The organism is Knoellia koreensis (assembly GCF_013041615.1).
Classification (GTDB): Bacteria; Actinomycetota; Actinomycetes; order Actinomycetales; family Dermatophilaceae; genus Pedococcus; species Pedococcus koreensis.
This window is the reverse complement of the sequence record NZ_JABEPQ010000009.1, coordinates 1-25,889: the sequence shown is the minus strand read 5'-3', so window position 1 is coordinate 25,889 and position 25,889 is coordinate 1. Positions and strand designations below refer to the sequence as shown.

Below are 25,889 nucleotides of genomic sequence, written 5' to 3'. Positions count from 1 at the left end.
CATGGTCGATGAACTGCCCGACACGGGCGAAGTTGATCCGGGCGAAGTGGCGGAGGACGAGTTCGATGAGAGCTACGACCCCGACACCGAACCCTCCACCGCTGAGGATGAGGGGATGGCGGGTCCGCCGGGGCCGGTGAACTGGAATCTCCTCACCGCCGACGCCGCAGAAGAAGAATGGCTCGCGCTCAACGAATGGGTGCACTGGCTGCGCCACACCTACGGCCTCCCCGTCGCCGTCTGCCCGCCGTTCTGGCACCGCCACCCGGCACTGGTGTGGGAACTGTCCGCGTTGCACATCCACTGGCTGTGCGCGATCCACCCCGAAGCAAAAGGCTCCGCGATGCTCGTGTGGCATCGCGACTTCACCGAAGCCCAAGAACGCCTCCGGCACTGGACCGCCGCCTGCGGCACGCGCTTGACCACCGACCGCCCCACCCGCCGCATCGCCTGGCCCGGAGAACGCGACACCGACCCCATCGATGACATCGTGATCCCGAACCGCGAGGAAGACTTCGTGGAGTACATGCACGCTGATGTGGAAGCGCGGCGGCGTGCCGAGGATCAGTTCATCGCAGGTCTTGTCCTGAGCACGGGAGAAGTGCCGTGAGCAGGCGTGAGCGCAGGCGGGGTGAGGATCGACGCTTCACCGTCGAAGCGATGCCGCGCAGTCAACCTGACCTGCACAAGCTCGCGCAGGTGTTCCTCGGCATGGCGGTCAGCAAGTCGAAGGCGAACGACGCGCCCACGCCGGATGACGCCGATCCTGGGCGTTCTGAGCCCGGCAACGTAGAATAGAACCCGACGCCACGGCCTCCAGGCCGGGTGCGCAGTCTCTTTGCCCTTGTGGCTTACCCCGGTTTCGTACCGGCGGACGTGTTTCCCGTTTACGAGTCGCACCGCGTGACGCTTCGCCGTCGCGTTGGCTCCCACCCTTCCGGTGAGAGGAAACACGACTCATGACTCTGGCACCCCCAGCGCCACCCACCAGCATCGACCGGCTCGGTGAGACCACCACTCTTGCCGTGTCCTATCTCCGCGTCTCCACCAAGGAGCAGGCTGAGCGCGGTGGCCGTGACGAGGGATTCTCGATCCCCGCGCAACGCGATGCGAACCTCCGCAAGGCCCGTGATCTGAACGCGATCGTCGTGGAGGAGTTCATCGACGCAGGCGAGTCCGCACGCAAGGCCGACCGGCCAGAGCTGATGCAGATGATCGAGTACGTCAAGACCCACCAGGTCGCGTACTGCATCGTCCACAAAGTCGACCGGCTCGCCCGCAACCGTGCCGACGACGTAGCGATCCACCTCGCGCTCAAAGACGCCGGCGTGATCCTCGTGTCCGCGACCGAGAACATTGACGAGACCCCGTCAGGGATGCTGCTGCACGGCATCATGTCCACGATCGCGGAGTTCTACTCCCGCAACCTCGCCAACGAGGTTGCCAAGGGCATGACCCAGAAAGCCGCCACCGGCGGCACCGTCGGTCGCGCCCCCATCGGCTACCTCAACGTCCACAAGCGCGACGAGCTCGGCCGCGACATCCCCACCGTGATCCCCGATACCGACCGCGCTGCTTTGGTGCGATGGGCGTTCGAGGCGTACGCGACGGGGAACTACTCGACCTCGATGCTGCACAGCGAACTTGTCGACCGGGGCCTCACGACCGTGCCGACCCCGAAACGGCCTGCGAAGGCGCCGGGACTGTCCACGATCCAGCAGATGCTCTCCAACCCGTACTACAAGGGCGACGTGATCTTCCGTGGCGCCCGCTACGACGGACTCCACGAACCGCTGGTGAGCGCGGAGCTCTGGTACCGGGTGCAGAACGTCCTCACCGCGCACCAGGTGTCCGGGGAGAAGACCCAAACCCACGAGCACTACCTGAAAGGCTCCGTGTACTGCGGCGACTGCGGCTCCCGTCTGATGGTCACCCACGCAAAGAACGGCAAAGGCATCGTCTACCCATACTTCATCTGCGCAGGCCGACACTCCAAGCGCACGAACTGTGTCCGCCAGGCCATGCCGATCGAGCACATCGAACGACAGGTCGAGGACTACTACCGGCGCGTGCAGATACCCGAGCACATCGTCACCGCCCTGCGGCACATGCTCGTGCGCCAGTTCGATGACCTCCACGCCGCGAACAAAGCAGAACGGCACACCCACGCCGTCGAGCGCGACCGGCTCCGCGGCGAACGCCGAAGCCTGCTCCACGCCCACCACGCCGGCGCCGTCCCGCTGGACCTCCTCATGGAAGAACAGGACCGCATCGCACGCCGGCTCGCGTTCCTCGACGCGCAGATCGACGCAGGCCAGATCGAGTACGACCAGGCCAAAGCGCACCTCGAAGACTGCCTCGCCCTCGCTGGTGACATGCACGCGATCTACATGAGCATCGATGACTCACTCCGACGCATCTGCAACCAAGCATTCTTCGAGCGCATCCACGTCTACGAGGTCGAGAACGCCGACCGGGTGGAAGCGGAACCGGGTGAACCGTTCGACACGCTGCTCGATCCGGCAGTCCACGCGGCAGCGCTGGCCTATGAGGCCAGCGTGCGCGCGGGGGAGGATGTCAAACCTGCGGATGTCGCAAGTTTGAACATCGACACTTGGGTGGGCCCCGTCGGGCTCGAACCGACGACCGGCGGATTAAAAGGGCGGACCCGGTCCCCTTACAAGGCGAATTTCCTTGCCCCTCAATCCCTCCCTGAACCGCTACCGGCCCCTCAGGACGGGCTTTGACCGCGTGTACCCGGCCAATATCCGGCCATCGCCTCCTCACCCCGAACTCCAAGCCGGCAGGCCTGACAGCACCCGCGGCGATCGAGCTGAGGGCGTACAGCTGGGCATGCCGAGCGTCAGGCGAGAGCAGACGCCGCGGCCATCGTCTGCCCGCACCGGCGGCCCCGTGCGCGCCGGGCATCTGGACCGACCCCCGGGCGAGATCGCTGTCGCCCGCCATGCCCACATCCGTGCCCGGCGCGCCGAACGCAACCAGGGGCAGACGGCCGCGTCTGCGCCGAGCCGCCACGGCGTTCTCGAAGGCGGCCTCCATTCATTGCGGCCGCGCGCCCTGAGAGCCCCCTGTGGGGCCGCGTCACTTCGCCCAATGACGCGGCCCCGATAGGGACTGGAACACTGAGCGCATGCTTCTCGGTGGTGTGCAGATTCCCGCGGCGGTTATCTCAGCGTGGGAGGAAGGGCGCTTGGTGCTGTTTACGGGCGCAGGGGTGTCGATGGCTGCGCCATCGGATCTGCCGAGCTTCCTTGGACTGGCGAAGGAGGTCGCTGAGCGACTCCAGTCACCTCTGAACCCCACGAGTATGCAGTGGACATCTCAGCTCGACACGTTCATGGACGTGCTCGACCAGGGCGAAGGCGCTGACGTCCACGGGCATGTGAAGCGCATCGTGACGCGGGACGGGTCCTTGCCCAACCTCAACCACGACGCGCTGGCTCGAATCGCGACGAAGTTCACCACAAGGGTGGTCACGACGAACTACGACCGCCACTTGGAGGGGAGGCTTCGCGAGTACGAGAACCCAGAGCATCCACTCGAGGTCTTTCGTGCGCCGGCAATGCCGCTCGGACACGACTTCGAAGGGCTGGTGTATCTACATGGGTCGGCGCAGGACGACGCGCGGCGTTTGGTCGTGACCGACAGGGACTTCAGCGGCGCCTACTTCCACAGCGCGTGGGCGGCCCGATTCCTGGAACGGATGTTCCACGAGTACGTAGTCCTCTTTGTCGGGTACAGCCACTCGGACGTCGTCATGAAGTACCTAGGCCTCGGCTTAGGACCCAAGGCGCAGCGGTACGTGCTCACAGATAAACCTGATGACGCGATCTGGGATCGTCTGCTCATCACAGCGGTCGAGTATCCGGAGGGTGAGCACGAGGCATTGACCCGATGCCTCGTCGCGTGGGCGGATCACGGAGACAGGGGACTGCTGGACCATCGGCAGCGAATCCGCGAACTGGTGTCGACCGCGGCCGAACCGGACCCGGATGAGCTTTCCTATCTGGAGGATTCGCTCCGGCGCGAGGACCGGGTCGACTTCTTCTGCGAGTTCGCATCGGACAACGTCTGGTTGCGCTGGGCTGCCACGCAGGAGCCGTTCAAGAGACTGTTCGACCGGGCTGCCCAGCCGAGCAAGGTGACCGACCGACTCGCGTACTGGTTCGCGGACCAGTACGCAGTCCGGGACGACGCGGACATTCACGACGAACATCGGCAGAGCGCTTTGGCGTGGACAACGTTCGCTGAGGCCGGTGGGATTCTCAGTTCAGCGGCATGGAACGCGGTGGCGCGGAGCTTGCACGCGTTCAAACATCCCCGGCCGGCGCACGTTCTCCGGTGGCTGTGGGTCCTCATGGACCAAGAGCACTCCGGCTGCGTACCGGACTTTCTCGACTACGCGCTCCGGTGGGCCAACGTGAGCGAAGACCAGGACTTAGCGCTGGCGCTCTTGGCGCATCTGATGGATGCCTACCCGGCCCCGGAGAGCGGATGGGGCAACATGCGGATGGGTGTGAAGACTCGTGGCAAGCTGCACTGGCTCGATGAGGCCTGGGAGAAGCAGTACCGCTCTGACATCGAAAGGCTGGCGCCGGTTGTGCTCCCGGTCGTCGAGGCAGCTCTCCTGAAGCATCTGAACCTCGAGGCCCAACTCGGGCCTGAACGACGCTCTCTCCGGCGGCGGTCTGCCCTACAGCCCCACGTGCAAGACAACTACCGCGACCCGATTGATGCAGTCATCGATGCGGTGCGGGACTCGGCGGTCGCGCTGTGGGCCACCGACGAACAGTCCGTGGGGCGCCTGATCGAACGCTGGCTGGCCAGCGACCACGTGATGCTGCACCGCATCGCCGTGCACGTCGCAGGCGCCGCTCCCGACGCAACCTCAGACGACCTCGTGCGGTTCGTCCTCGATCACGATCTCCAGGCCGGAGAAGGCGTGAGCCAGGAGGTCATGCATCTGCTGGGCAGTGCCACGCCGGGCGCATCATCGGAGCTCGTCGACCGACTGGTGCGTGCCTGGGTCCCGGAGAGCGACAACGAACATGACCTTCACACCGCGTTCTCACGGCTGGAGTGGCTCGAACGCAACAAGGTGGCGAACACCAACCTGGCTGAGGGTCTGGCGGATCTGCGAGGGAAGCTCCCGCGGGGCATTGGTGGCTCGCCATATCCCGGCATGACCAGCTGGATGGAAATCGGCTCCGGCGACGGTCCTCGCCCACTAACGGTGGACGAGTTCGACAAGCGCATCGTGGAGAACCCCGCAGATGCGGTCGAGTTCGTCATGAGCTTCGAGGAGCGCACGTTCCCACGCCCCGGCGAGTCGAGCCGCGAGAACGCTATGGCCATGCTCCGCGAAACCGTGAAGAGCCGCGCATCGGCGGGCCTTGAACTCTGGCCGCATCTGGCGAAGCACCCGGACCTGCAGGGCGCGGTCATCTCTGCCTGGGGTCACGCCGTGGAGCAGGACGACGCAGAGGCCATCATGAACATCCTGGCCAAGATCGAGCTGAAGCCGGTGATTGACGGCGTCGGCCAGTTCTTGATCCACGCCTACCGAAGCGACGGCGCACGGTGGGAGAAGGCGTCGTCCACTGACAAATTCACCGAGCACGCGTGGAACGCGACCCAGACCGACGACGTCTTCGAACCCGGAGCCGCCCACGACGGGGACTGGATCAGCCAAACCATCAACGCGCCTACCGGGCTGTTGATGGAGTTCTGGTTCGAGATGTTCCGTCGCCGCTGGGCGGCCGCAGGCCCCGTGGATGCATGGCGCGGGATCGGCCAATTGGACCGCACGTTCCTCGAGGGCGCACTGGCAGACCGCACCGAACGGGGCGCGATCGCGCTGACCCAGATCGCCGGCCGCCTGCACTTCCTAGACTCCGCCGACAGCGCATGGTGCCGGGCGCACGTCCTGCCCCTGCGGGACTGGTCGGACCAACTCACCGCCGAACCGTTTTGGTGGGGCGTACTGACCTTCGCGCGCTGGAACACCGGCCTGGTCGCGGACGGCCTCCTTGACGGTCTGCTGGAGACGGTCGATCACCTGGATATCTTCGCTGAGGACCAGCGGCACCGGTGGGCGTCGATGCTCGCCTCCATCGCGGTGCGCTGCGAGGCTCCTTCGGCAGACACGTGGGTCGACAAGATGACGAGCAAGGCACGCGTGGATGACCGGGTTCAGTGGCTCGAAAGCGTCGCGGAGGAACTCCGCGAACTCGACGACGATGCCGGTCGCGCAGCTGTGTGGTGGGGGTGGCTGGCTCCGTACTGGCGCCGCAGGACCCAAGGCGACCCGGTGACCCTGGCAAACGACGAAGCTGACGCCTTCGCCGCCTTGGCCCCGAACGTCTCGATCGACGACTTCCCCTCCGCGGTCACCTTGGTCCTCGCCACTAACGCGGGCCTCGGCCCTTACGCTGACGTGTCTCGTTATGTATCCGACAGCCTCCAAACAACTCAGCCGAGCGAGGTCGGCCGCTTCCTCACACACCTGATGAAGAACACGTCAGCTCCCTTCTACGGGCACTACGACCTCGGGCCCAAGTTGCAGTACCTGGTCACCACTCCGGGCAACTGGGACGCTCTTCGCGAGGCCGCACTGCACTTGGGCATCAGGCTCGATTGAGGTGCCGTCCCACATAAGGCACCGCTATCGCGTGGCCCGTCAAGGGGCCTTCCTGCCCAGGCGGAGCGGTGTCGGCGACGGAGGCCGGGACGTTAAGCCCGGGAGGACAACACTCTGGTCAAGCCGGCCCCGTCCTGACGCGCCCCACACCGCCGCCAAGTCGGGCGCCCGCGAGCCCCTCCTCGTGCTCTCGCGTACTCGGCCACACCGGCCATGACGGAACCAGAAAAGGTATGTTCATCCACTTCGGGGTCCCACGTCTTGGATCTCGGACACGGTCGCCGCGTGAGCCGCTGGGGCCCGTCGGACGGCACCGGAGAGGATGAGTCGGCCGGTGTCAGACAGGGGGCCGAGGGAGCCGGTGGCTGCGGCGGCGAAGGTGGCTGTGTGTCCGGCCTCGCGCAGGTAGGGCACGAGGCGGACGGCGATTATGACGGCGGTCGCATGGGTGGCGAACGCCGCGGCACAGCGGCGGAATGCCGCTTGGCCGGGGCCTACGACGCGGTCGCACTTCAGCGTCTCGTCAGCGAGCGGGGACATACCCTTCAGGCATGCTCTCCCACGATGAGATCCGCGGCCTTCCCTTGCCCGATCTAAGTCTGAAACTTCTCGCATCTCTGGCGCGCGAGCAGGCCAACTTCAACAACCTGATTCAGGGGTTACGCAATGCCGGCGGGTATGGGGCCGCTCAGCCACCCGACATGGATTCGCTGCTCGCGCGCTTGTCGGACGCTTGGGCGTGGCTAGAGGCGCACGCACTGATCGGGCCGTCCGCGCAGAATCCGCAGGGTGGCATGTGGCAGCGTCTTACGGCCCTCGGCCGTGAGGTTATCGAGGACCCGAACGCTGTGGCGAAGGTGTGGGCGGCGGATCGTCTCGCGGGTGAGCTTCACCCTGCCTTGTCCCCCGCCCGCTCGAACTTCGCGCTCGGAGACTTCGAGACTGCCGCCTTTGCGGCGATGAAGGCGGTCGAAGTCGAGGTGCGCAGGGTGGCGGGCCTGCCGAACGAGCTCCTGGGTGTTGCGCTCATGCGCAAGGCGTTCAGTCCAAAGGACGGTGCGTTGAGGGACCCCGGGGCCGAGGGCGGCGAACAGCAGGCGACAGCCGACCTCTTCGCCGGCGCCATCGGCGCCTACAAGAACCCTGCCAGCCATCGCACGGTCAGCTTCGATGACCCGGTGGAGGCGGCCGAGGTGATCCAGTTGGCGGATCTTCTACTTCGTATCGTGCAGCGAGCACAGGCACGGAGAAGCGGGTAGAGCAACAACGCGGACCGGTCGGGCGGTTTGAGTGTCGGGTCCCTGGTCTACGGTGCGATGACTAGCAAGACGACGTGCGGGGGAAATGTGGCCATTGTCGACACGCTGATCGGTACCGCAATCGGTGGGCTTATCACCGGGCTCGTGGCGTGGACCACGTTCCGCAGCGAAAGCGCACGGCAGCGACTTGAGCGACGGCGTCAGCACTTGGAGGAACTCGCCGTTGAGGTGCACCGGACCGCAGGGGAGCACGGGCTGGCGCTGTCGACGAACCGGTTCGACATGACACAGGGGCAGCGGCTGTTGTTCCTAAGCACCCTGCTCATGGCTCGATCGACTGACCTAGCCCCGCACCTAGCTTCCTTAGTCGAGAGTTTTGTTGGCCGACTGTTCGGAGAGCAATTCGGGGCACTGAAGAAGGCAGCGAAACCACAGGACCAAGAGCCTGCCAAGGGCCGGGAACTCCGACTTGAGTTAGTGGACTGGCAGCCGACTGCAATAGCGGCTTGGGCACTATCCGGGGCGACCCTGGACTGGCTCCGCGACCCGGAGGCCTTCGAAAGAAGGGCGCGACCCGCCTCGTGGTACCTAAGCACCGTGGAGGAAGAGGGGCTGCAGGATGTGCTCAAGGCAGCCAGCGAGGAGCTGGGGCTCTAACGGCAGCGCCAGCGCCGCGGGGGGTTTCCGCGGGGGACGACTCTCCGACTGGCTCTAGACGGGCGGAGAGGAGGGGGTGACTGCCAGGGAGGCGCGGGCTTTGGCGAGCCAGCGTTGGCCGGTTCGCGGTGTCGCGGGCCAGCCTCGATGGGTGAAGGCGTCGGCGACGTCCTGTCCGCTGACGGTGTCGTCGCGTCGGACGAGGGCGACGGCGACTGCCAGGCGGGCGGCCGGGTCGTCGGCCGAGGGAGAGGTGTCGGTGGTGTCGAGCTCGCTGTCGCGTGGGGTGTCCGCCGAGACGCGGGGGAGCGGGGTCGGCTCGGGCGTGAGCTGTGCGTCGAGGTGGTGGACTCGGCCGACCTCTGTCAGCCACAGCGACAGCTGTCCGGACAGTCGGTGGTCGGTGGCGGGGACGTGTCGCAGCAGCGCGCGGTGGCGTCGGTCGAGGCGGCGGCGGGCGCGAAGTGCGGCGCGTGATGCCGGGCGGGCCTGTCGGGTGCGCTGCAGGTCGAGCGCGGCCGTGGCGACGGCGAGCATGAGCCGGTGTCGTCTGGCTTCGGGGCGTGTCGGTGCGCTGTCGCTGCTGTGTCGGTCGCCGGTCAGGATGCGGTGCCAGAGCCACGCCGCGACCAGGGGCGCGGCGACACGGACGGCGGCCGCGAGGGCGGAGCGCGCGTCGAGCTGCCAAGTGGTGACGCCGTGGGCGTCGGGCTGTCCGACGAGCTCGTGCGCCGCGGAGAAGGAGCCGCTGACGGTGGAGAACACCCACGTGGAGATCAGGTCGGCTCGCGCGGACCGGCCGCGTAGGACGGCGGATCGGGCCAACAGCGCGGAGGAGACGAGCGCGAGCTCGAGGAACACGGCCAGGGCGACGGCGACAGCGGCGGTCAGGCGCAGCACGTCGATGCCGACCGAGATCATCCCTTGGGCGGACAGCAGTGTCGGCATGACCGCCGCCGCGGCCGTCAAGGTGACGGCAGCGGCATCAGTGGGCACCCGGTCGGGGTGGCGCTGGGACTGAGGGTGTCGGGCTTTCTCGGACATGTGGTGCCTCCTGACCGGACAGGTCTCGATAGGTCTGTCGCTCCATAGGGCCCGAAGGGCAGTTGAGCCGGCACACGGTCGGAGCGACCTGTGGATAACCCGGCTGACCCGGGCGGCCCTGTGGAACGGTCGATCTCGACGAGCGCATCCGGCCGTTGTGTGGTGGGCTGGGCGCGGCAGACAGCGAGTAGGCCCGTTCTCCACCATCCGAGCGGGCCCGCGCCGAGCTCCGGGAGGGCCGAAGCAGCGATTCGACAGGTGCCGTATCCACGTACCGCTGCCCGTGCGAGCAGAAATCCCTTGGACCAAGGTGATCGCCCGCAGGAACATCCCCGCCTTAGGCCACATGAGACCTGAAGGAGATGCCATGACCATCCACGCCCGACGGGCCGTCGTCGGAGTCGCGATCGCCGCCGTCCTGGCGACCGCGGCGTGCACGAACCCGGAGGCGCCGTCGGCGACCACGACTGCGCCGCCGCCCACCGCTACGCCAACGGCCATGACGTCGTCGACGACCGCCGCCGATCCACAGCTGGCCGGCGCGGAGGCTGCCGTCGCGAGACTCTGGGGCTTGGTTGATGCCTTGGGCGCCGACCCGAAGCGGAGCCTGGACGAGCTCACGACTGTCGCGCGGGACCAGAGCCTGGAGACGTGGCGGGAGCTGCTGACCCAGCGGCGTCGTCAGGGACACAGACAGATTGGCAGCACGACGATCGTCTCCTCTGAGGCGGCGTCCACTGGCGGCAAGCTCACCGTCGACACGTGCATCGACGTGAGCAAGACGAACCTCGTCGACAAGGACGGCAAGTCCGTCGTCGCAGCGAACCGCTCGCCTCGAGTGCGCTACACCTTCGTGGTCGAGCGGGGGACGGACGGCGCGTTCTACGTGATCAAGGACGAGGCGGTGGAGACATGCTGACACGTGCCTCCCTGATTCCCACCGTTGCCTTGGCGTTGAGCCTGCTCGCCGCTTCGCCTGCATCAGCAGCGGATCCGGTGACATGCCCGCCACCGTCGAAGCTGGACCCCCAGAGTGGTGTCTGCACCATCGTTGTCACCGACCCGGGAGACCCGAAGTCGCCACGACCCGGAGGTGGTGGCGGGCAGAGCGGCGGCGGGGGCCCCAAGGCGTGTGTCAACGCCAACGGAGACGAGCTGCCGTGCCGGGACGGCGCGTCGTGGTGGAGCAACAGCTGGGGCTGCTACGTCAAGCCGGTGGCCCCGCAGCCACCGAAGAGCGACCCGCGCTGGTCTGGGCACACGGACGGCGCGATCTACGAGTGCTATGACCCGCTCGTGGCCGCCATCGGCGGCATTGCGATCACGTACCGCTGGGCGGTGACCCCGCCTGCCGGGCCTGCCGCCCCGCCGGACCCGCGGGTGCTGGCGCGGTCCGCGATCGCGCAGATGCGGCTGCGGGCTGTGTCGATCGGGATCGTGCCCGAGCCGGTGGCCGGCAGGGTCGGGATCATCGGCATGCCGACCTGGATGTGGGTCCAGGACCCCGGCCGGTCGACGCTGGGGCCGATCACCCGCACCGCGTCGGCGGGCGGGTTCTCGGTGACCGCCGTCGCCAAGGCCGATCGGGTCGTCTGGCAGATGGGCGACGGCTCCGTGGTGACCTGCCGGGGCGCGGGCACCCCGTACGCGGACTCCGCTGGCCGCCAGTCCAGCCCGGACTGCGGGCACAGCTACACCCGCCAAGGCGCCTACACCGTCCGGGCCACCTCGTACTGGACCGTGGACTGGTCCGGCATGGGTCTGTCCGGAACCATCCCGCTGAACTTCACACAGACCACGACCATCACGATGGGCGAGGCCCAGGTGCTGTCGCAGTAGCGCCAGCCGATCGGGGGATCATGTCGACACTGAACAGCACGCACACCGCAACCACCACACCCGCAATGGGCCCGGCCGGCCGGTCAGGAGCAGCCCCCGTTGGGGCGCCGATCGCGCCGCCACCGAAGCTGCGCCGAAGGCCGATGCTCGTGGTCGCCTCCATCGCGGCGATCTGCCTGGGCGCGCTGCTCGCCGTGTGGGCGTACACCTCGACGAGCACCGCCCGGGAGGTCGTCGCGGCCCGCGCGACGGTCCAGCGCGGCGAGGTCATCGACCGCGACGACCTCATCGTCGTGCGGGTCAGCCTCGACCCGGCCCTGAACCCGGTCCCAGCCTCCGCCCTCGACAGCCTGGTCGGGCAGCGCGCCGCCATGGACCTACCCGCAGGCGGGCTCGTCACCGCCGACGCGGTCACCGCGACAGTCCTTCCCGGCAAGGGCAGCTCGGTCGTCGGCGTCTCGCTGCCGCCGGCGCTGCTGCCCGGCGAGCCGCTGCAGGCCGGCGACCACGTCCGAGTCGTCGCCACGCCGGGGCAGCAGGGCGACGTCGCAGAGGGCGAGCAGCGGTCCATCGCCGCCACCGTCGTCGGCGTGCACCCGGACGCCCAGACCGGGCAGACGGTCGTCAGCGTGCAGGTGCCGTATGCCGCGGCCGCCGAGCTCGCCGCCCGCGCCGCGACCGGGAAGGTCGCCCTCGTCCTCGACTCGCGGGAGCGCTGAGCCGTGGCGCTGATCGTGCTGACCTCAGCCTCCGGGTCCCCCGGGGCCACCACCACGGCCGTCGGCCTGGCGCTGGCCTGGCCCCGCCCGGTCGTCCTCGTCGAGGCCGACCCGACCGGCGGGTCCCCGATCCTGGCAGGCTACTTCCGCGGCACCATCGCCCCCGGCCGCGGCCTGATAGACCTCGCGCTGGCCCACCGCGACGACCACGTCGAGGCCGCGCTGCCCGGCACCCTCATGCCCATCCCCGACCCCGCCCGCGAGCACGAGGCGTGGCTGCTGCCCGGTATCCGCAGCCACGCCCAGGCCCGCAGCCTCACCCACGTGTGGGAGCCCCTCCGTCACGCTTTTCATGCGCTCGAGCGCACCGGCCAGGACGTCATCGTCGACGCCGGCCGGCTCGGCCTGACCGGCTCACCCGAGCCCCTCATCCGCGGCGCCGACCTGACCTTGCTGACCGTCCGCACCGACCTGGTCTCCCTGTCCGGCGCGAAGTCGTGGGCGCAGACGCTGCGCGAAGACCTCGAGACCGGCGGCGCCTCCGGCGCGCTCGGCCTCCTGCTCGTCGGGGACAAGCGCCCGTATGCCGCCGCCGACGTCGCAAAGGTCCTCGGCCTTCCCGTCGTGGCCGGGATCGCCTGGGACCCGGCCGCGGCCGCCGTCCTCTCTCACGGCGCGCCCCCGCCGCGGCGGTTCGAGTCCAGCCCGCTCGTGCGGAGCCTCCGCGCGGCCCGCGCCGCGATCGAGGCGACCATCACCGCGAGCCGGGCCACCGTGGCACCAGCCAGCCACGTCCACGACGACGCGGTCGAGGGGGTGGCCCGATGACCCAGCACAACGGCACACGCCCCATCGATGCAGCTTCAGGCACTGGGGCCTCTGACCCGACGAGCCTGCCCCTCTTCGCCCCAGCAGTCGCGGGCCCGGCGCGTCCGGGGCGGGAGCGGTCCAAGTTCCGCCTCACCCCAACTGACCTTGACCCTGCAACGCCGCTACCGGCGGATCTCACTGTCCACCAGACGTACACGCAGCCCGTCGCCCCTTCATCTGGGGCCGGCGCGGATGCGGGGTCCGCGGGGCTCGACTGGGCGCTGGTCGCGGCGTTCCGGTCGCAGGCCTCCGAGCAGCTGAGCGCCGCCCTCGGCGGTGACCGCGGACGGCTCGACCGCCAGGCGCAGCGCGAGCTCGGCCGCTCGATCATCCTCGAGCTGCTCGAGACCGAGGCCGCCGAGCAGGTCTCCGCCGGCCGGGACCCGTGGACCCCGCACGACCAGCAGGCCCTCGCGACCGCGGTCTTCGACGCCCTGTTCGGCCTCGGTCGCCTCCAGCCGCTCGTGGACGACGACCGGGTCGAGAACATCATCATCACCGGCCACGACACGGTCCGGCTCGAGCTGACCGACGGCACCCTGCTGCCCGGACCACCGGTCGCGGACAGCGACGACGAGCTGATCGACTTCCTCGTCTTCCTCGCCTCCCGCTCCGAGGTCAACGCCCGCCCGTTCAGCGAGGCCCAGCCGAGGCTGCACCTGCGCCTCGACGGCGGCGCCCGCCTCGCCGCCGCCGCGTGGGTCACCCCCCGTCCGTCGGTCGTGATCCGCCGGCACCGGCTGCGACGGGTCACCCTCGCCGACCTCGTCGACCGCGGCACCCTCACCCCGCTCGCCGCGTCGTTCCTGGCCGCCGCGATCCGCGCGCGCAAGTCCGTCGTCGTCGCCGGCCCCCAAGGCGCGGGCAAGACGACGATGGTGCGGGCCCTGTGCGCGGAGATCCCCACGCATGAGGCGATCGGCACCTTCGAGACCGAGTACGAGCTGCACCTGCACGAGCTGCCCGACGTGCACCCGATCGTCCACGCGTGGGAGGCCCGCCCCGGATCCGGGGAGCGCGGCCCGGACGGCCGGCAGGCCGGAGAGTTCAGCATCGACGAGGCCCTCTACGACTCCTTCCGGTTCAACCTCTCCCGCCAGATCGTCGGAGAGGTCCGCGGCCGGGAGGTGCTGGCGATGATCAAGGCGATGGAGTCCGGTGCCGGGTCGATCTCGACCACCCACGCGGCCACCGCCGAGGCCGCGCTGCGCAAGCTGGTGACCTGTGCGATGGAGGCCGGCGCGCACGTCACCCAGGACTACGCCACCCGTGCCGTCGCCGAGAACATCGACCTCGTCGTCCAGCTCCACCTCGACACCACCCCGCTGCCCGACGGGACGGCGCGCCGCGACCGGTGGGTCTCCGAGATCCTCGCGGTCACCCCGGGCGAGCGGGAGAAGGGCTACGCCACCACCCACGTCTTCACCCCCAGCGGCACGGGGCAGTCAGAGCAGGCCGGCCCGGCGGTGCCGGGCGTCCTGCCGGACGAGTACCGGGCCCTCGAGCGGTACGGGTTCGACCTGGCTGGGTTCTACGCGCAGGCCGCCCACCACCCGCCCCACCATCAGCCGGGGGAGGCGGCGTCATGACCCCCGCCGTGCCCGCCCTCGCCGGCGCGCTCGTCGTCGCCGGCCTCATCGGCCTGGCCGTCGGCGCGCGGCGGCGGGCCGTGCGGGACCCAGCCCAGCGGCATCCGACCACCCCGCTGGTGGCGAGACTGGCCCACCTGACCCGGGTGAGCCGGCGGACCCGGCTGCTGCTGGCAGTCGGAGCCCTCGCCGGAGCCGCCGTCGCGCTCTGGACCGGGTGGCTCATCGCCATCGTGCTCGCACCAGCCGCCGTCGCGGGCGTGCCGGTCCTGCTGTCGCCGCCGGCGTCGACCGCGCGGATCGACCGGCTCGAGGCGATGGAGGAGTGGACCCGCTCCCTGGCCGGGGTGCTGACCGTCGGCGTCGGGCTCGAGCAGGCCCTGATCGCCACGCTGCGCTCCACCCCGGCCGCGATCCGCCCCGAGGTGTCCCGGCTCGTCGCCCGGCTGCGGGCCCGCTGGTCCACCGAGGACGCGCTCCGCGCGTTCGCCGACGAGCTCGACGACGCCACCGGTGACCTTGTCGCAGCCAACCTCATCCTCGGTGCTCGCCGCCGCGGCGCCGGGCTCGCGTCGATCCTCGAGAGCCTCGCCGAGTCCGTCGCCGCCGACGTCCGCGCCCGCCGCCAGATCGAGGCCGACCGCGCCAAGCCCCGCGCCACCGCGCGCTGGGTCACCATCATCACCGTCAGCGTCCTCGCGGTCCTGGCCCTGACCGGCAGCTACATCGAGCCCTACGGCACCCCGCTCGGGCAGGCGCTCCTGGCCCTGCTCCTGTCTCTGTACGTTCTCACGCTGGTGTGGATGCGCCGGATGGCCACCGGCGCGGCCCTGCCGCGCTTCATCGGCACCCCGGCCCGCGCCCACGACACGGGGGTCCGGCGATGACCGGGCTGCAGCTCGCGCTGGCCGCCGGGGCCCTCGTCGGGCTCGGCGCGGCGCTGTTGCTGTGGCGGCTCGTCCCGGCCGAACCGGACCTCGCCGACGTGCTCACCCGCCTCGCCCCAGGACGGCCCACCCGCCCCGGCACCCACGGTGGGGACGGCAGCCCTGGCGCGCCGGCGGACGGGCGGGAACGGCTCGGGGTGTGGGCGATGCGGACCCTGCCCGCCGCGGCCTGGGCACGGACGCCGACGCGTGAGCTGGCGATCCTGCGGATGCCGATCGCCCGGTTCTACGGGGAGAAGGTCCTCTACGCCGTCGTCGGCCTGCTCATCCCGCCGGTGCTGGCCGCGTTCTTCGCCCTCATCGGCCTGCCCCTGCCCGTCGCGGTCCCCGCGCTCGGCACGCTCGCGCTGGCCGCGGTCATGTTCTTCCTGCCCGACTACAACGTCCGCGACGACGCGAAGAAGGCCCGCGCCGAGTTCGCCCGCGCGCTCGGCGCGTACATCGACCTAGTGGCGCTGGAACGCAACAGCGGCAGCGGGTCCAGGCAGGCGATGGAGGTCGCCGCCGCGGTCGGGGACAGCTGGGTGTTCCGCCGGCTGGGGGAGGAGCTGGCCCGGTCCCGCTGGTCCGGGCAGGCGCCGTGGGAGGCCCTGCACGCCCTCGCCGACGAGCTCGGCCTGCCCGAGCTCGACGAGCTGGCCGACATCATGCGCCTCTCCGGGGAGCAGGGTGCCCAGATCTACAGCAACCTGCGCGCCCGCTCGGCCAGCATGCGCGCCGCGATGCTCAACGCCGAGCTGGCCAAGGCCAACGAGGTCGGCGAACGCATGTCCATCCCGATGAGCTTGCTCGGGGTCATCTTCCTGGCCATCCTCGTCGCCCCCTCCCTGCTGCGCGTCCTCGGAGGTGACGGCCCCTGACCACCCCGCCACGGCATCGCCGCCCGGCCGCGCTGCACCGCAACGGAATCCGTACACCCTGACGTCCTCAAGCCCGCTTCCACGCAAGGAGCACCACCATGAACCTCAACAGCCAGAACCAGATCATCGGCCGGCTCGCCGCCACCCTGCACACCCTCGGCGGACGGCTCACCGACCACCTCGCCCACCAGCTCGACGGACAGTGTGACCGGGTCCGTTCGCTGCGCCGTCCGCACGGTCCCGGCGACCGCGGGTCGGTGACCATCGAGCAGGTCATCTGGGCCGTCGCCGTCATCGCCATCGTCGGGATCGTCGTCGCCGCGGTGAAGTCCTACGTCGCCACCCAGGCCGGCAACATCCGCTGACGGTTCCCGCCATGACGCGCTCCACGCCCCGCCCGAGACACCGGTCGGATCCCCAACGGGGACGGAGGCCGCGGGTCGCTGGGCGCCGCCTGCCCGAAGGTGGCCGCGAGGGCGGGTCCGCGTCGATCCAGATGGTGTTCCTGCTGCCGGTGCTGTTCTCGGTGATGTTCCTCGGCATGCAGGCCGCGCTCTACTACCACGCCCGCACCGTCGCGATCGCCGCCGCGCAGGAAGGCGCCCGCGCCGCCGCCGCCGAGACCGGCACCACCAACCAGGGCACCCGGGCCGCCCTCGACTTCGTCGCCGACGCCGGCGGCGACAACGTCCTGACCGGCGTCGTGGCCAGCGGCGCCCGAACCGTGACCACGGCCACGGTGACGGTCCGCGGCCGATCCCTCAGCGTCATCCCCGGCTGGGCTCCGCTGCTCGAGCAGTCAGCCACTGCGCCCGTCGAACGGCTCACCCGATGACCAGCCACCGACGGGTTCGCCGGCGAGCCCGAGACGATCGGGGATCGGCGGCCATCGAGGCCGCCATCGGCGTACCCGCGTTCCTGCTCTTCGTCGGCCTGATCATCTTCGCCGGCCGCGTCGCCGTCGCCCACCAGGCCATCGAGTCCGCCGCAGCCTCCGCCGCCCGATCCGCGTCCATCGCCCGCACCCAGCAGGCCGCCGTCGCCGACGCACACTCGGCGGCCGCCGGCAGCCTGACCGACCAGGACGTCCACTGCGTCACCCAGCAAGTCCACGTCGACGCCTCCGGGTTCGGCGCCCCGGTCGGCACCCCCGCGACGGTCACCGCGACCGTCAGCTGCGTCGTCGACCTGGCCGACCTCGCCGTCCCCGGCGTGCCCGGCACCAGAACCGTCACAGCCACCATGAGCTCGCCCATCGACACCTACCGGGAGCGATGACCATGCACCCGCCACCGACCAGGCCGCAGAGACCGTCCCGTGCCGCACCCCCTCGGACGCCGCGGCCGCGCTCCCTGATGGCCGGCGGGCAGGCGGAGCAGGGCTCGATCAGCATCTGGATCGCCACTGCAGGGCTCGTCATGATCATCCTCGTCGGACTCGCCGTCGACCTCGGCGGACAGGTCCACGCCCAGCAGTACGCCCGCGACATCGCCGCCCAAGCCGCCCGCGCCGGCGGCCAGCAGCTCCAAGCCTCCCTCGCCGTCCGCGGCCTCGCCGTCCAAGCCGACCCCGGCCCGGCAGTCGCGGCCGCCCGCGACTACCTCGCCGCAGCCGACGTGACCGGCACCGCCAGCCTGCGCGGCGGCGACACCGTCATCGTGACCACCACCGCGACCTACGACACGACGTTCCTCGGCCTCATCGGCATCAACCAGCTGACCGTCACCGGCGCCGCCGAGTCCCGCATCGCCCGCACCCTAGGAGGCGTCGAACGATGACCCAGCAACCGATGACCACCCCGGCCTCCTCGACGGTACGGGCCCGACTGACCGGGCTCGCCGCCACCCTCGCCGTCCTCGCGATCCTCGGCGGGCTGCCCGCGGTGCTTCTCGCCGTCGGCGGGATCCCGAACCGCCTCCCGTCCCTCGATGACCTCACCGGTGCCCTGACGCGCCCGGACGACGGCACCCTGGCCGTCACCGCCTTCGTGATCCTCGGCTGGCTCGCGTGGGTCGTCCTGGCCGGGTCGATCCTCACCGAGGTGGCCGCCGCCTTGCGCGGCCGCACCGTCCGGCCGCTCCCCGGCCTGGCCCTGCCCCAAGGGGCAGCCCGGGTGCTCGTCACCGCCGCCGCGCTGCTGTTCGTGTCCACCCCGCTGGCGACACCCGCCGCGGCAGCCGCCACCGGCACGACACCCACGACGCCGGCCGCGACAGCGACGACCGGATACCCGAGCAGCGGCTCCGGTGCGACGACAGCAGAGCCGTCGATGTCCGCCATGGTTCAGACAGCCAACGGGACCTTAGCGGCCGGGGCAGACCCCCGAACCGGGCCAGCGACACAGGTCGGCGACACCCCGGACGCCCCCATGACAGGGACTGCGGACAGCGTCGCCCGCCGGCGACACGTCGTGCGACAGGGCGACTCCCTCTGGTCCATCGCCGAGGAACACCTCGGATCCGGACGCCGCTACCCCGAGATCGCAGCCCTCAACCGCGACATCCTCGGCGCCCGCCCCGACTTCCTGACCCCCGGCACCGCCCTGCGCCTGCCCGCCCCGACACCGACAACCCATGTCACGCACGGGACGACAGAACCGGACGGCGACGCGACAGGTCGCCTGCACGTCGTCCAGCGCGGCGAAACCCTGTCCGAGATCGCCGCGACCGAGCTCGGCGACCCGAACCGATACCCCGAGATCTTCGAGGCCTCCCGCGACACCCCCCAGCCCGGCGGCGCACGGCTGACCGACCCCGACGTCATCGACATCGGCTGGACCCTCACCATCCCCGACACCCCCACCGCAGACGACGGCCGCGACACCTCACAACTCGACCCTCGTCCCGACCGGCGACCCGCCGACCTCAGCACCATCGACAGGCACGACAACGGTGCTACGGCGGACGACAGTGCCGCGACAGCATCCGGGAGCGCGACACAGGAGCCGGCGACAGAGCGACGGAGCGACGACACCACCCCCGACACCGCGAACCCGGCCGGGGCGTCCGCCGCGACACCGACACCCACCCCAAGGACAGCGGCGTCAGCGACAACCCTGCCCGCGGAGTCACCCGCCCCCGCGACGACAGCGGCATCGCGGGCCGACACGCGCCAGACGGCAGCAGACACCGACACCGACATAGAGGACGGCATGGGCGACGGGACCGTCACGCCGGCCTGGCTGCTGACCGGCCTGACCGGAGCCGGCGGCATCCTCGCCGGGTCGATGTTCCTTGCGCTGCGCGCCCGCCGCCGCGCCCAGTTCCGCGCCCGCCGGCCCGGCCGCACCATCGCCGTCCCCGGGCCCGAGCTGGCCCCCGTCGAGAAGACCGTCACCGTCACCGGAGAACCCGCGGCCGTGAAGGTCGAGTGGCTCGACGAGGTCCTCCGTCGGCTCGCCGCCGCCCAGACCGCCACCGCCGAGCCGATGCCACAGCTCGCCGCCCTCCAGCTCGGCCCCACCGAGCTGACACTGCACCTCAGCCAAACTCAGGACGCACCCGCGCCGTGGCGATCGGCAGGAGACCGGCGCTGGCACCTGCCTACGACCACCGGCCCGGACGAAGTCGGCCCCCTCGTGGCCGACCAGCCGGCGCCGTACCCGCTCTTGGTGACTGTCGGCACGGCGGACACCGGCGAGACGTGGCTGCTCAACTGCGAGCTGCTCACGCCCCTGACGATCACCGGCGACCCCACCTACGCCCAGGACCTGGCCCGCTACCTCGCCGCCGAACTGGCCTGCAACCCCTGGTCGCACGGCGTCACCGTGCACTGCATCGGCGTCGCCGAAGAGCTCGCCGCCCTCAACCCCGACCGCGTCCGAGCCCAGCCCACCCCCGACACCGTCGCCGGTGAGGCACTGACCGACGCGACGAGCACCCTGCACCGCGCCAGCGACGCCGCACTCGACGTGCCCACCGCCCGCGCCGCCCAGACCGGCGCGGAACACTGGCACGCGACACTCCTGCTGCTGGACGAGGTCGCCGCACAGGACGCCGCCGTGCAGCAGCTGCGCGCCTTCATCACCGACCACCCGGGCATGACCGCCACCTCCGTCGTCCTCACCAGCCAGGCTGGTGCGACCGATGGCGTCGCGGTGCACGCCACCCCCGAGGGGCGTGTCACCGTCCCGGCTGTCGGGCTCGACCTCATCGCCGTCGGGCTCACCCCCGACGAGGCCAAGGGCTGCGCCGCCCTGCTCGCCCAAGCGGACACCGCCTCCGACGACCCCATCCCGGCAGACCCCGAAGCGCGGGGCTGGCGGGGCCTGGCCGACGAGGCCGGGGCGCTGCGCGTGGAGCACAGCCTCACCCGGGTCAGCCTCACGTCCGTCACCACGGCCGAGGACCGGCCCACCTCCATCCTCGACCTGCGCGACGAGGACTACCTGCAGGTCGCCGCCACGACCACCGAGGACCTCGAGACCCTCGCCGCGGCGGTGACCCCCGAGACCCGCCACCTCGTCGAGGACGCCGACCCGGATCTCGACCGGGACCTGCAGGCCTGGTCCTCCGAGGGCTGCGACCTGCCCCGCCTGACCCTCCTCGGGCCGGTCCGAGCCCGCACCCGCGGGGTCGCGCTGACCAAGCGCAAGCCGTACTACACCGAGCTGCTCGCCTACCTCGCCACCAGGCCCTACGGCGCCACCCCGGACGAGCTCGCCGACGCGTTCTCCCTCACCCCAGCCAGGGCCCGCAACGACGTCAAGATCGTCCGCGACTGGCTCGGGGTCAACCCCCGCACCGGCCGCAAGCACCTGCCCGACGCACGAGAAGCCCCCGCAGCCAAGGCCCGCGGCGTCGGCGTCTACCAGGTCGAAGACGTCCTCGTTGACGTCGACCTCTTCAAACGCCTGCGCCTGCGCGGCGAAGCCCGCGGCGCCGACGGCATGCCCGACCTGCGCCGCGCCCTCACCCTCGTCGAAGGCCGACCCTTCGACCGGCTCCGCCCCGGCGGCTGGTCCTGGCTGCTCGAAGGCGACCGCCTCGACCACCACATGCTCTGCGCCGTCGTCGACGTCGCCCACCTCGTCACCACCCACAGCCTCCAAGCAGGCGACCACCGCACGGCCCGCGCCGCCACCGAGCTCGCATGCCTCGCAGCCCCCTACGAGGAGATCCCCCGGCTCGACCTCGCCGCCGTCGCCGCAGCCGAAGGCCACCACCAAGAAGCCGAACGCATCGCCACCGACGACATCTGCAACCGCACTGACGTCGACGGCGCACCCGACGAGCTCCCCGACCGCACCCAGCGCATCATCGAACGGCACCATTGGCTCAGGTCAGAGCACGCGAGCTGAAACTGCATCTCAGACAAGGCACAGCAGAGAAGACCTGTCCTGGTTTCGCGCGAGTCTCGGATGCCCGCCGGACCAGAACGCCACGACTCGCCTCCCATCTCTTTCGGACGGCGGCTCGGCCGGCAGACGAGACAAGGGCGGCGCCCATCATCAACGTGGGTGACCGAGGGGCCCGCCGGGGCAGCGACGCGAGATCCACGACCGCATCCGGCGCACCCGCGAATACCGCACCCGGCTCGGGACAAGGCCCGCGAGCTGAGGCGCGGCCGCCCCCGCTCCAGTCGAACACCCTGCACACCCGGGACCGGAGCGTACGTCAGCGCATCGCCGACGCCTCCTTCGGTCGCTCAGCGCCCCGGTCCCCCGCCGGCGAGGGGAGGGCGGCACCCAGCATCGTTTGGCCGAAGCCTCGTCCCAGTGGGGAACGCCTTCCTCGGCGGTGTCCGCATTCTGCGACTCCCACTCATGCTGCCTCAGCGGCATGTATGGTCTGAACCGTACCGTTCACTTCAGGCGGGGGCCGCCGGTGAATCCACCTCCTTCCCTGTCCCTTCGGCGCGCCTGCGCTGGAGCGGGTTGGACCTGAACTCAGGAGCTTCCCCATGCCTCATCGACACCCGACTCACCCCCGACCTGCCCTCTCCCGGCTGGCGAGAAGGCCGGCCGTGACCGGGCTGGCAGCTCTCGCCGCGGTCGTGCTCAGTGCCTCGAGCGCGATGGCAGCACCCGTGTCGATCACGTCGGCGGACGAGGTCTACGCATACACCTGGGGCACGGCTCGCGTGGAGATCGCCGGGAACTATGGCGCCCCCCAGGGGTTCGGGCGCAGCGCGCTCGAGGTCGACACCGTCAACGCCACGGACGACGGCGCACACAACGAGGCTGCGGCCGGCCTGTGGTCGCGATTCAGGATCGCAGGGCAGCCCGAAGCCTGGCTGCTCGGGGACCTGACCGAGCTCTCGGTTTGGGCGTACCGCGACGGCAACTCGGTCCACAAGACGCTGCCAACGTTCAAGCTCATCATGGACATCGGCGCTGGTGCCTACCTGGAACTCGAGCTCCGCGCGCAGGACAACCCCCAGCTCGCGATCGGCGATGACACGTGGACGAAGCTCGACCTGGCCGGCGACACGCAATGGACAATGGAGCAGCGCGGCTCGGTCTTCTTCGACTCGCTGTTCCCGGACGCGTCCAAGCAGACGGCCACCCTGCAGGAGATCGCCGAACGCTTCCCATGGGGTAGCGCGTCTCTGCGCGTCGACCTGCTCTATCTCTCGCAAGGCGACGTCTACGGGGGAGCGCAGGCCCCGGGTTCGCTGTACACCGCGTTCGACGGCGCCACCCTCAGCACGGCGACCGGCTCTTCCACCTTCGACTTCGAGGCCGGGGCCGCGAGCAAGGACGAGTGCAAGAACGGCGGCTGGGCGATCGGCAGTACATGGAAGAACCAGGGCGAGTGCATCGCCTCGTTCGTGACCGCTCCCTGACATCCCCGTCGGTCCAGCGGAGTCCCGGCACCGCGGACCGGCGGGGCCGGCAACGGCCGGGCCGTCCGGACGAGCACTCGTCCCCGACGGCCCGGCCCAACCGGCTTCACGAGCCCTCGAGCGCATAGAGTCGGCTCCGACGTCGCAGCCCGGGAGAGTAGGGGGACCGAACGAATGTCGAGCAGGCCAGCCGGGTCACGCGTCGGGGGCTCACTGCCCGACCCGACGGTCGTCGACCGGGTCCTGCACGCCGTCCTCGAGGAGCTGACCGACGCCGGCCGGGACCACCTGTCGATGGACCGCGTCGCCCGGCGCGCGGGCGTGTCGAAGACGACGATGTACACCCGCTGGCGCCACAAGGACGACCTGCTCGTCGACGCCTACCGGCAGGCGTCGCGCCCCTTCCCCACCCTGCAGACAGGCACCCTGCGCGGCGACCTCAACCTGCTCATGCAGACCGTCATCGCCGGAGCCGAAGGCAACCGGTACGCCACCGTCTTGGCCGAACTGCTCGCCGCAGCCGGCACCAACCCGGCGCTACGCCCCGAGCTGCAGAACGTCGCCGACACGTGGAACGCCGGCATCCACGCCATGCTCCAGGCCGGACAGGACCGCGGCGAGCTCGACCCGGACGTCGACCTCGCGCTGCTCACCGACACCCTCATCTCGATCACCATGCGCCGGCTGCTCTTCCGGCTCCAACCCATCGACGACACCCTCCGCGCCGACATCGACGCGCTCGTGTTCCGCGCACCCCCCCGACGCGGCTGACCCGCCACGTCCCGCCCAGAAGGCGGTGACCCGCAGCCGGAGTCCGTAGGCGGAGTCCCTGGAGCGGACTCGGCCCGACTAAGGATCGCGGATCTTGCCCCGCGCCAGTCCTGACATTTCAGGTGCCGCATGACTCAAGATCTCGCGGCGACCCAACACTGTCCTGTTGGCTCTACCTGGCCTGGACAACCAAGCCACATCCCAGAACTTGGGGTACGTGCGCTGACCTGCGCAAACGCCTTCGTACCCCTGTCGTACCCCCGTCGTACCTCCGCCTCCGAGCCGCTGAGGGGGCACGGGTCGGGTGACGCTGGTCGCCGATCTTTCGCCGTGTTCGACACGGCGGAAGGGGATCGGCGATGGGTGTTGCCGAGCAGCTAGGCATCGAGGACGAGGACGGCGAGCTTCTCGCTCTCGCGGCTCGCAGATGGAGGGACTGGGCCCGCGACGACGGGCGGCTCGACCCGGTCACAGACCTCGGGGCTCTCCGGCCCTGGCTGAAACGCGCCACGGAGAGGGATGCTGACGAGGTCCTCCAGGCTTTGGCGAGGCGCGCTGCCATCGACGGGGGTGACGACCGGGCTGCTGCGGCGACGCTTGCGTGGGCGTTGCTGCCGGGCGCGTGTCTGCTCGCGCACCGGCTGCGGACCCTGTCGGAGCGGATCGACGAGGTCGTGGCCGCGCAGCTGTGGCTGGAGATCCGCAGCTTCGCGTGGGAGCGGCTGACCAGGGTGGCCGCCAACATCCTGATGAACACCCGGACCGGTGTCCTGATGGAGTGCGACGCCGCGAGCCAGCTGGCGCGCCATGACCCGACGTGGCACCAGATCTACCAGGTCGAGCCGGACGCGTCGTTCTGGGGGGAGCTGCGCGCCACCCACGCTCAGCCGGAACCCACCGCCGCGGAGGAGCTGCTGGACCTGCTGTCCTGGGCGTGCGACAACCGGGTGATCAGCGACCAAGACCGCAGCCTGCTGCTGTCGCTGGTCGCGGCCGCGGACCGGTCCGACGCGACGACGTACCGCCGCGGCCGCGGCGGCCTGCTGTCAAACGAGCTGTCCGAGCAGGTCGCGAAGGAGTACGGCATCGCCCCGGTGACGGTGCGCCGCCGCGCCGGCCGCAGCATCGAGGCGCTCTCGCAGGTCTGCCAGACCCGACGAATCTCCGCATGAACGGTGACCGCCGCACCCGCCCCGGGCACCTTCGGGTGGTCGAGGTGATCACCGTGACCGACGACAACCGCGACCCGACCCCCGACGCCATCAGGCAGGCGGGGCAGCGATCTACTGCCGATGTCGCTCACCTGTTCGACATCGCCGGCCGGGAGGACGAGGCGATCCGGCTGCTTGACGGGTGCGTCGCACAGCTGCGCGAGGTGCAGCAGGCGAAGGCCGCGTTGAAGACGCTGCCCGCCGCCGACCTGCGCGCCGCCTTGGAGTTCCGCCGCCGCGCATTGGGCGATGAGCTCGCATGACCGCCACCCCGACCCGGACCGCCGACCGCCCGGTCACCGTGGCCGAGCTCAAACGGGCCTGGCGGGCCCTGCAGTCCGACAGCCCCCACGCGCAGGCGTATGCCGCTGGGCTGGCACCCGCCGGCGCGTGGCACCCCCCGAGGGGCCGGATCATCCCGGTGCTCGGCTGCGGCGGTGGTGTCGGCGCCTCCACGACCGCCCTCGCCCTCACCGAGGCCGTGGGTGCGTCGTGTCGGCTCATCGAGTGCGCGCCACCGGCCGCGTCCGGGCTGGCCGGCGCGAGCACCGCCGTGAAGCGGCACGGGTTCGCCGCCGCTTGTTAAACGAACTGCTCCTCGAGGTTGAGTGCAGCGTGGTGGGCGTTCTCGAACGCGATTGGGCTCTGCCAGCCGATCGCCGAGTGAAGCCTTCTG

The 25,889-nt window shown here is 70.4% G+C and carries 25 protein-coding genes; 23 read left to right on the top strand and 2 right to left on the bottom strand.

The annotated features are described in order from the left end of the window. Position 1 precedes the first annotated feature (1 nt). The 4 genes from HJG52_RS20115 to HJG52_RS20100 all read left to right on the top strand — a co-directional run bounded on the left by HJG52_RS20115 (position 2) and on the right by HJG52_RS20100 (position 6,661). Positions 2-610, top strand: a complete 609-nt coding sequence (locus tag HJG52_RS20115) for a hypothetical protein (protein WP_100813450.1) — start codon at positions 2-4, stop codon at positions 608-610. Beyond that, positions 607-798: a hypothetical protein gene (locus HJG52_RS20110; RefSeq protein WP_100813451.1), complete on the top strand. Its 192-nt coding sequence runs from the start codon at positions 607-609 to the stop codon at positions 796-798. The genes HJG52_RS20115 and HJG52_RS20110 overlap by 4 nt, the downstream gene beginning before the upstream one ends. Positions 799-959: 161 nt before the next feature. Then, positions 960-2,747, top strand: coding sequence for a recombinase family protein (locus HJG52_RS20105; RefSeq protein WP_171245421.1), 1,788 nt, complete (start codon positions 960-962; stop codon positions 2,745-2,747). Between the two features lie 404 nt (positions 2,748-3,151). Next, positions 3,152-6,661 carry an SIR2 family protein gene (locus HJG52_RS20100; RefSeq protein ID WP_171245420.1) on the top strand — a complete coding sequence of 1,170 codons (3,510 nt, stop codon included), beginning with the start codon at positions 3,152-3,154 and terminating at the stop codon, positions 6,659-6,661. Between the two features lie 237 nt (positions 6,662-6,898). Here HJG52_RS20100 and HJG52_RS20095 read toward each other — a convergent pair whose 3' ends face one another. Next, complete coding sequence (locus HJG52_RS20095) at positions 6,899-7,201, bottom strand: hypothetical protein (protein ID WP_171245400.1); 303 nt, start codon at positions 7,199-7,201, stop codon at positions 6,899-6,901. A gap of 11 nt (positions 7,202-7,212) precedes the next feature. Here HJG52_RS20095 and HJG52_RS20090 point away from each other — a divergent pair, with 11 nt between their 5' ends. Together HJG52_RS20090 and HJG52_RS20085 are read left to right on the top strand one after the other, a co-directional pair. Further along, positions 7,213-7,920: a TIGR02391 family protein gene (locus HJG52_RS20090; protein WP_206071193.1), complete on the top strand. Its 708-nt coding sequence runs from the start codon at positions 7,213-7,215 to the stop codon at positions 7,918-7,920. Between the two features lie 57 nt (positions 7,921-7,977). After that, a complete protein-coding gene (locus HJG52_RS20085) occupies positions 7,978-8,577 on the top strand; it encodes a hypothetical protein (protein WP_171245418.1) in 600 nt (199 codons plus the stop codon). Between the two features lie 54 nt (positions 8,578-8,631). Here the strand turns inward: HJG52_RS20085 and HJG52_RS20080 are convergent, their stop codons facing one another. Further along, positions 8,632-9,621: a hypothetical protein gene (locus HJG52_RS20080; protein ID WP_171245417.1), complete on the bottom strand. Its 990-nt coding sequence runs from the start codon at positions 9,619-9,621 to the stop codon at positions 8,632-8,634. Between the two features lie 367 nt (positions 9,622-9,988). Between HJG52_RS20080 and HJG52_RS20075 the strand changes: the two genes are divergently transcribed. The 17 genes from HJG52_RS20075 to HJG52_RS19995 all read left to right on the top strand — a co-directional run bounded on the left by HJG52_RS20075 (position 9,989) and on the right by HJG52_RS19995 (position 25,799). Then, the gene (locus HJG52_RS20075; protein WP_171245416.1) at positions 9,989-10,540 is read left to right on the top strand and encodes a hypothetical protein; all 552 of its coding nucleotides are present in this window, start codon (positions 9,989-9,991) and stop codon (positions 10,538-10,540) included. Positions 10,541-10,617: 77 nt separating this feature from the next. After that, positions 10,618-11,460, top strand: a complete 843-nt coding sequence (locus HJG52_RS20070) for a hypothetical protein (protein WP_171245415.1) — start codon at positions 10,618-10,620, stop codon at positions 11,458-11,460. Positions 11,461-11,603: 143 nt separating this feature from the next. Then, positions 11,604-12,179 carry an SAF domain-containing protein gene (locus tag HJG52_RS20065; protein ID WP_206071196.1) on the top strand — a complete coding sequence of 192 codons (576 nt, stop codon included), beginning with the start codon at positions 11,604-11,606 and terminating at the stop codon, positions 12,177-12,179. Between the two features lie 3 nt (positions 12,180-12,182). After that, the gene (locus tag HJG52_RS20060; RefSeq protein ID WP_171245413.1) at positions 12,183-13,007 is read left to right on the top strand and encodes a hypothetical protein; all 825 of its coding nucleotides are present in this window, start codon (positions 12,183-12,185) and stop codon (positions 13,005-13,007) included. After that, complete coding sequence (locus HJG52_RS20055; RefSeq protein ID WP_171245412.1) at positions 13,004-14,638, top strand: TadA family conjugal transfer-associated ATPase; 1,635 nt, start codon at positions 13,004-13,006, stop codon at positions 14,636-14,638. The genes HJG52_RS20060 and HJG52_RS20055 overlap by 4 nt, the downstream gene beginning before the upstream one ends. After that, positions 14,635-15,525 carry a type II secretion system F family protein gene (locus HJG52_RS20050; protein ID WP_171245411.1) on the top strand — a complete coding sequence of 297 codons (891 nt, stop codon included), beginning with the start codon at positions 14,635-14,637 and terminating at the stop codon, positions 15,523-15,525. The genes HJG52_RS20055 and HJG52_RS20050 overlap by 4 nt, the downstream gene beginning before the upstream one ends. After that, positions 15,522-16,445, top strand: a complete 924-nt coding sequence (locus HJG52_RS20045) for a type II secretion system F family protein (protein WP_171245410.1) — start codon at positions 15,522-15,524, stop codon at positions 16,443-16,445. The genes HJG52_RS20050 and HJG52_RS20045 overlap by 4 nt, the downstream gene beginning before the upstream one ends. Before the next feature lie 98 nt (positions 16,446-16,543). Then, positions 16,544-16,810: a hypothetical protein gene (locus tag HJG52_RS20040; RefSeq protein WP_206071192.1), complete on the top strand. Its 267-nt coding sequence runs from the start codon at positions 16,544-16,546 to the stop codon at positions 16,808-16,810. A 131-nt stretch (positions 16,811-16,941) separates the two neighbouring features. Beyond that, positions 16,942-17,280 carry a TadE/TadG family type IV pilus assembly protein gene (locus tag HJG52_RS20035; protein WP_240978297.1) on the top strand — a complete coding sequence of 113 codons (339 nt, stop codon included), beginning with the start codon at positions 16,942-16,944 and terminating at the stop codon, positions 17,278-17,280. Further along, positions 17,277-17,723 (top strand): TadE family protein, encoded by a 447-nt coding sequence (locus HJG52_RS20030; protein ID WP_171245408.1) that lies wholly within the window; start codon positions 17,277-17,279, stop codon positions 17,721-17,723. The genes HJG52_RS20035 and HJG52_RS20030 overlap by 4 nt, the downstream gene beginning before the upstream one ends. Positions 17,724-17,800: 77 nt before the next feature. Beyond that, positions 17,801-18,223: a pilus assembly protein TadG-related protein gene (locus HJG52_RS20025; RefSeq protein WP_171245407.1), complete on the top strand. Its 423-nt coding sequence runs from the start codon at positions 17,801-17,803 to the stop codon at positions 18,221-18,223. Beyond that, positions 18,220-21,744, top strand: a complete 3,525-nt coding sequence (locus HJG52_RS20020) for a LysM peptidoglycan-binding domain-containing protein (protein ID WP_171245406.1) — start codon at positions 18,220-18,222, stop codon at positions 21,742-21,744. The genes HJG52_RS20025 and HJG52_RS20020 overlap by 4 nt, the downstream gene beginning before the upstream one ends. Positions 21,745-22,409: 665 nt before the next feature. After that, positions 22,410-23,231, top strand: a complete 822-nt coding sequence (locus HJG52_RS20015) for a hypothetical protein (protein ID WP_171245405.1) — start codon at positions 22,410-22,412, stop codon at positions 23,229-23,231. Between the two features lie 174 nt (positions 23,232-23,405). Next, positions 23,406-24,002 (top strand): TetR/AcrR family transcriptional regulator, encoded by a 597-nt coding sequence (locus tag HJG52_RS20010; protein ID WP_171245404.1) that lies wholly within the window; start codon positions 23,406-23,408, stop codon positions 24,000-24,002. Positions 24,003-24,361: 359 nt separating this feature from the next. Then, entirely contained in the window at positions 24,362-25,174 is an 813-nt protein-coding gene (locus HJG52_RS20005; RefSeq protein WP_171245403.1) for a hypothetical protein, read from the top strand. Positions 25,175-25,227: 53 nt separating this feature from the next. Beyond that, positions 25,228-25,476, top strand: coding sequence for a hypothetical protein (locus HJG52_RS20000; protein ID WP_171245402.1), 249 nt, complete (start codon positions 25,228-25,230; stop codon positions 25,474-25,476). Further along, positions 25,473-25,799: a hypothetical protein gene (locus tag HJG52_RS19995; protein WP_171245401.1), complete on the top strand. Its 327-nt coding sequence runs from the start codon at positions 25,473-25,475 to the stop codon at positions 25,797-25,799. Before HJG52_RS20000 ends, HJG52_RS19995 begins: the two co-directional genes overlap by 4 nt. Positions 25,800-25,889: the final 90 nt, after the last annotated feature.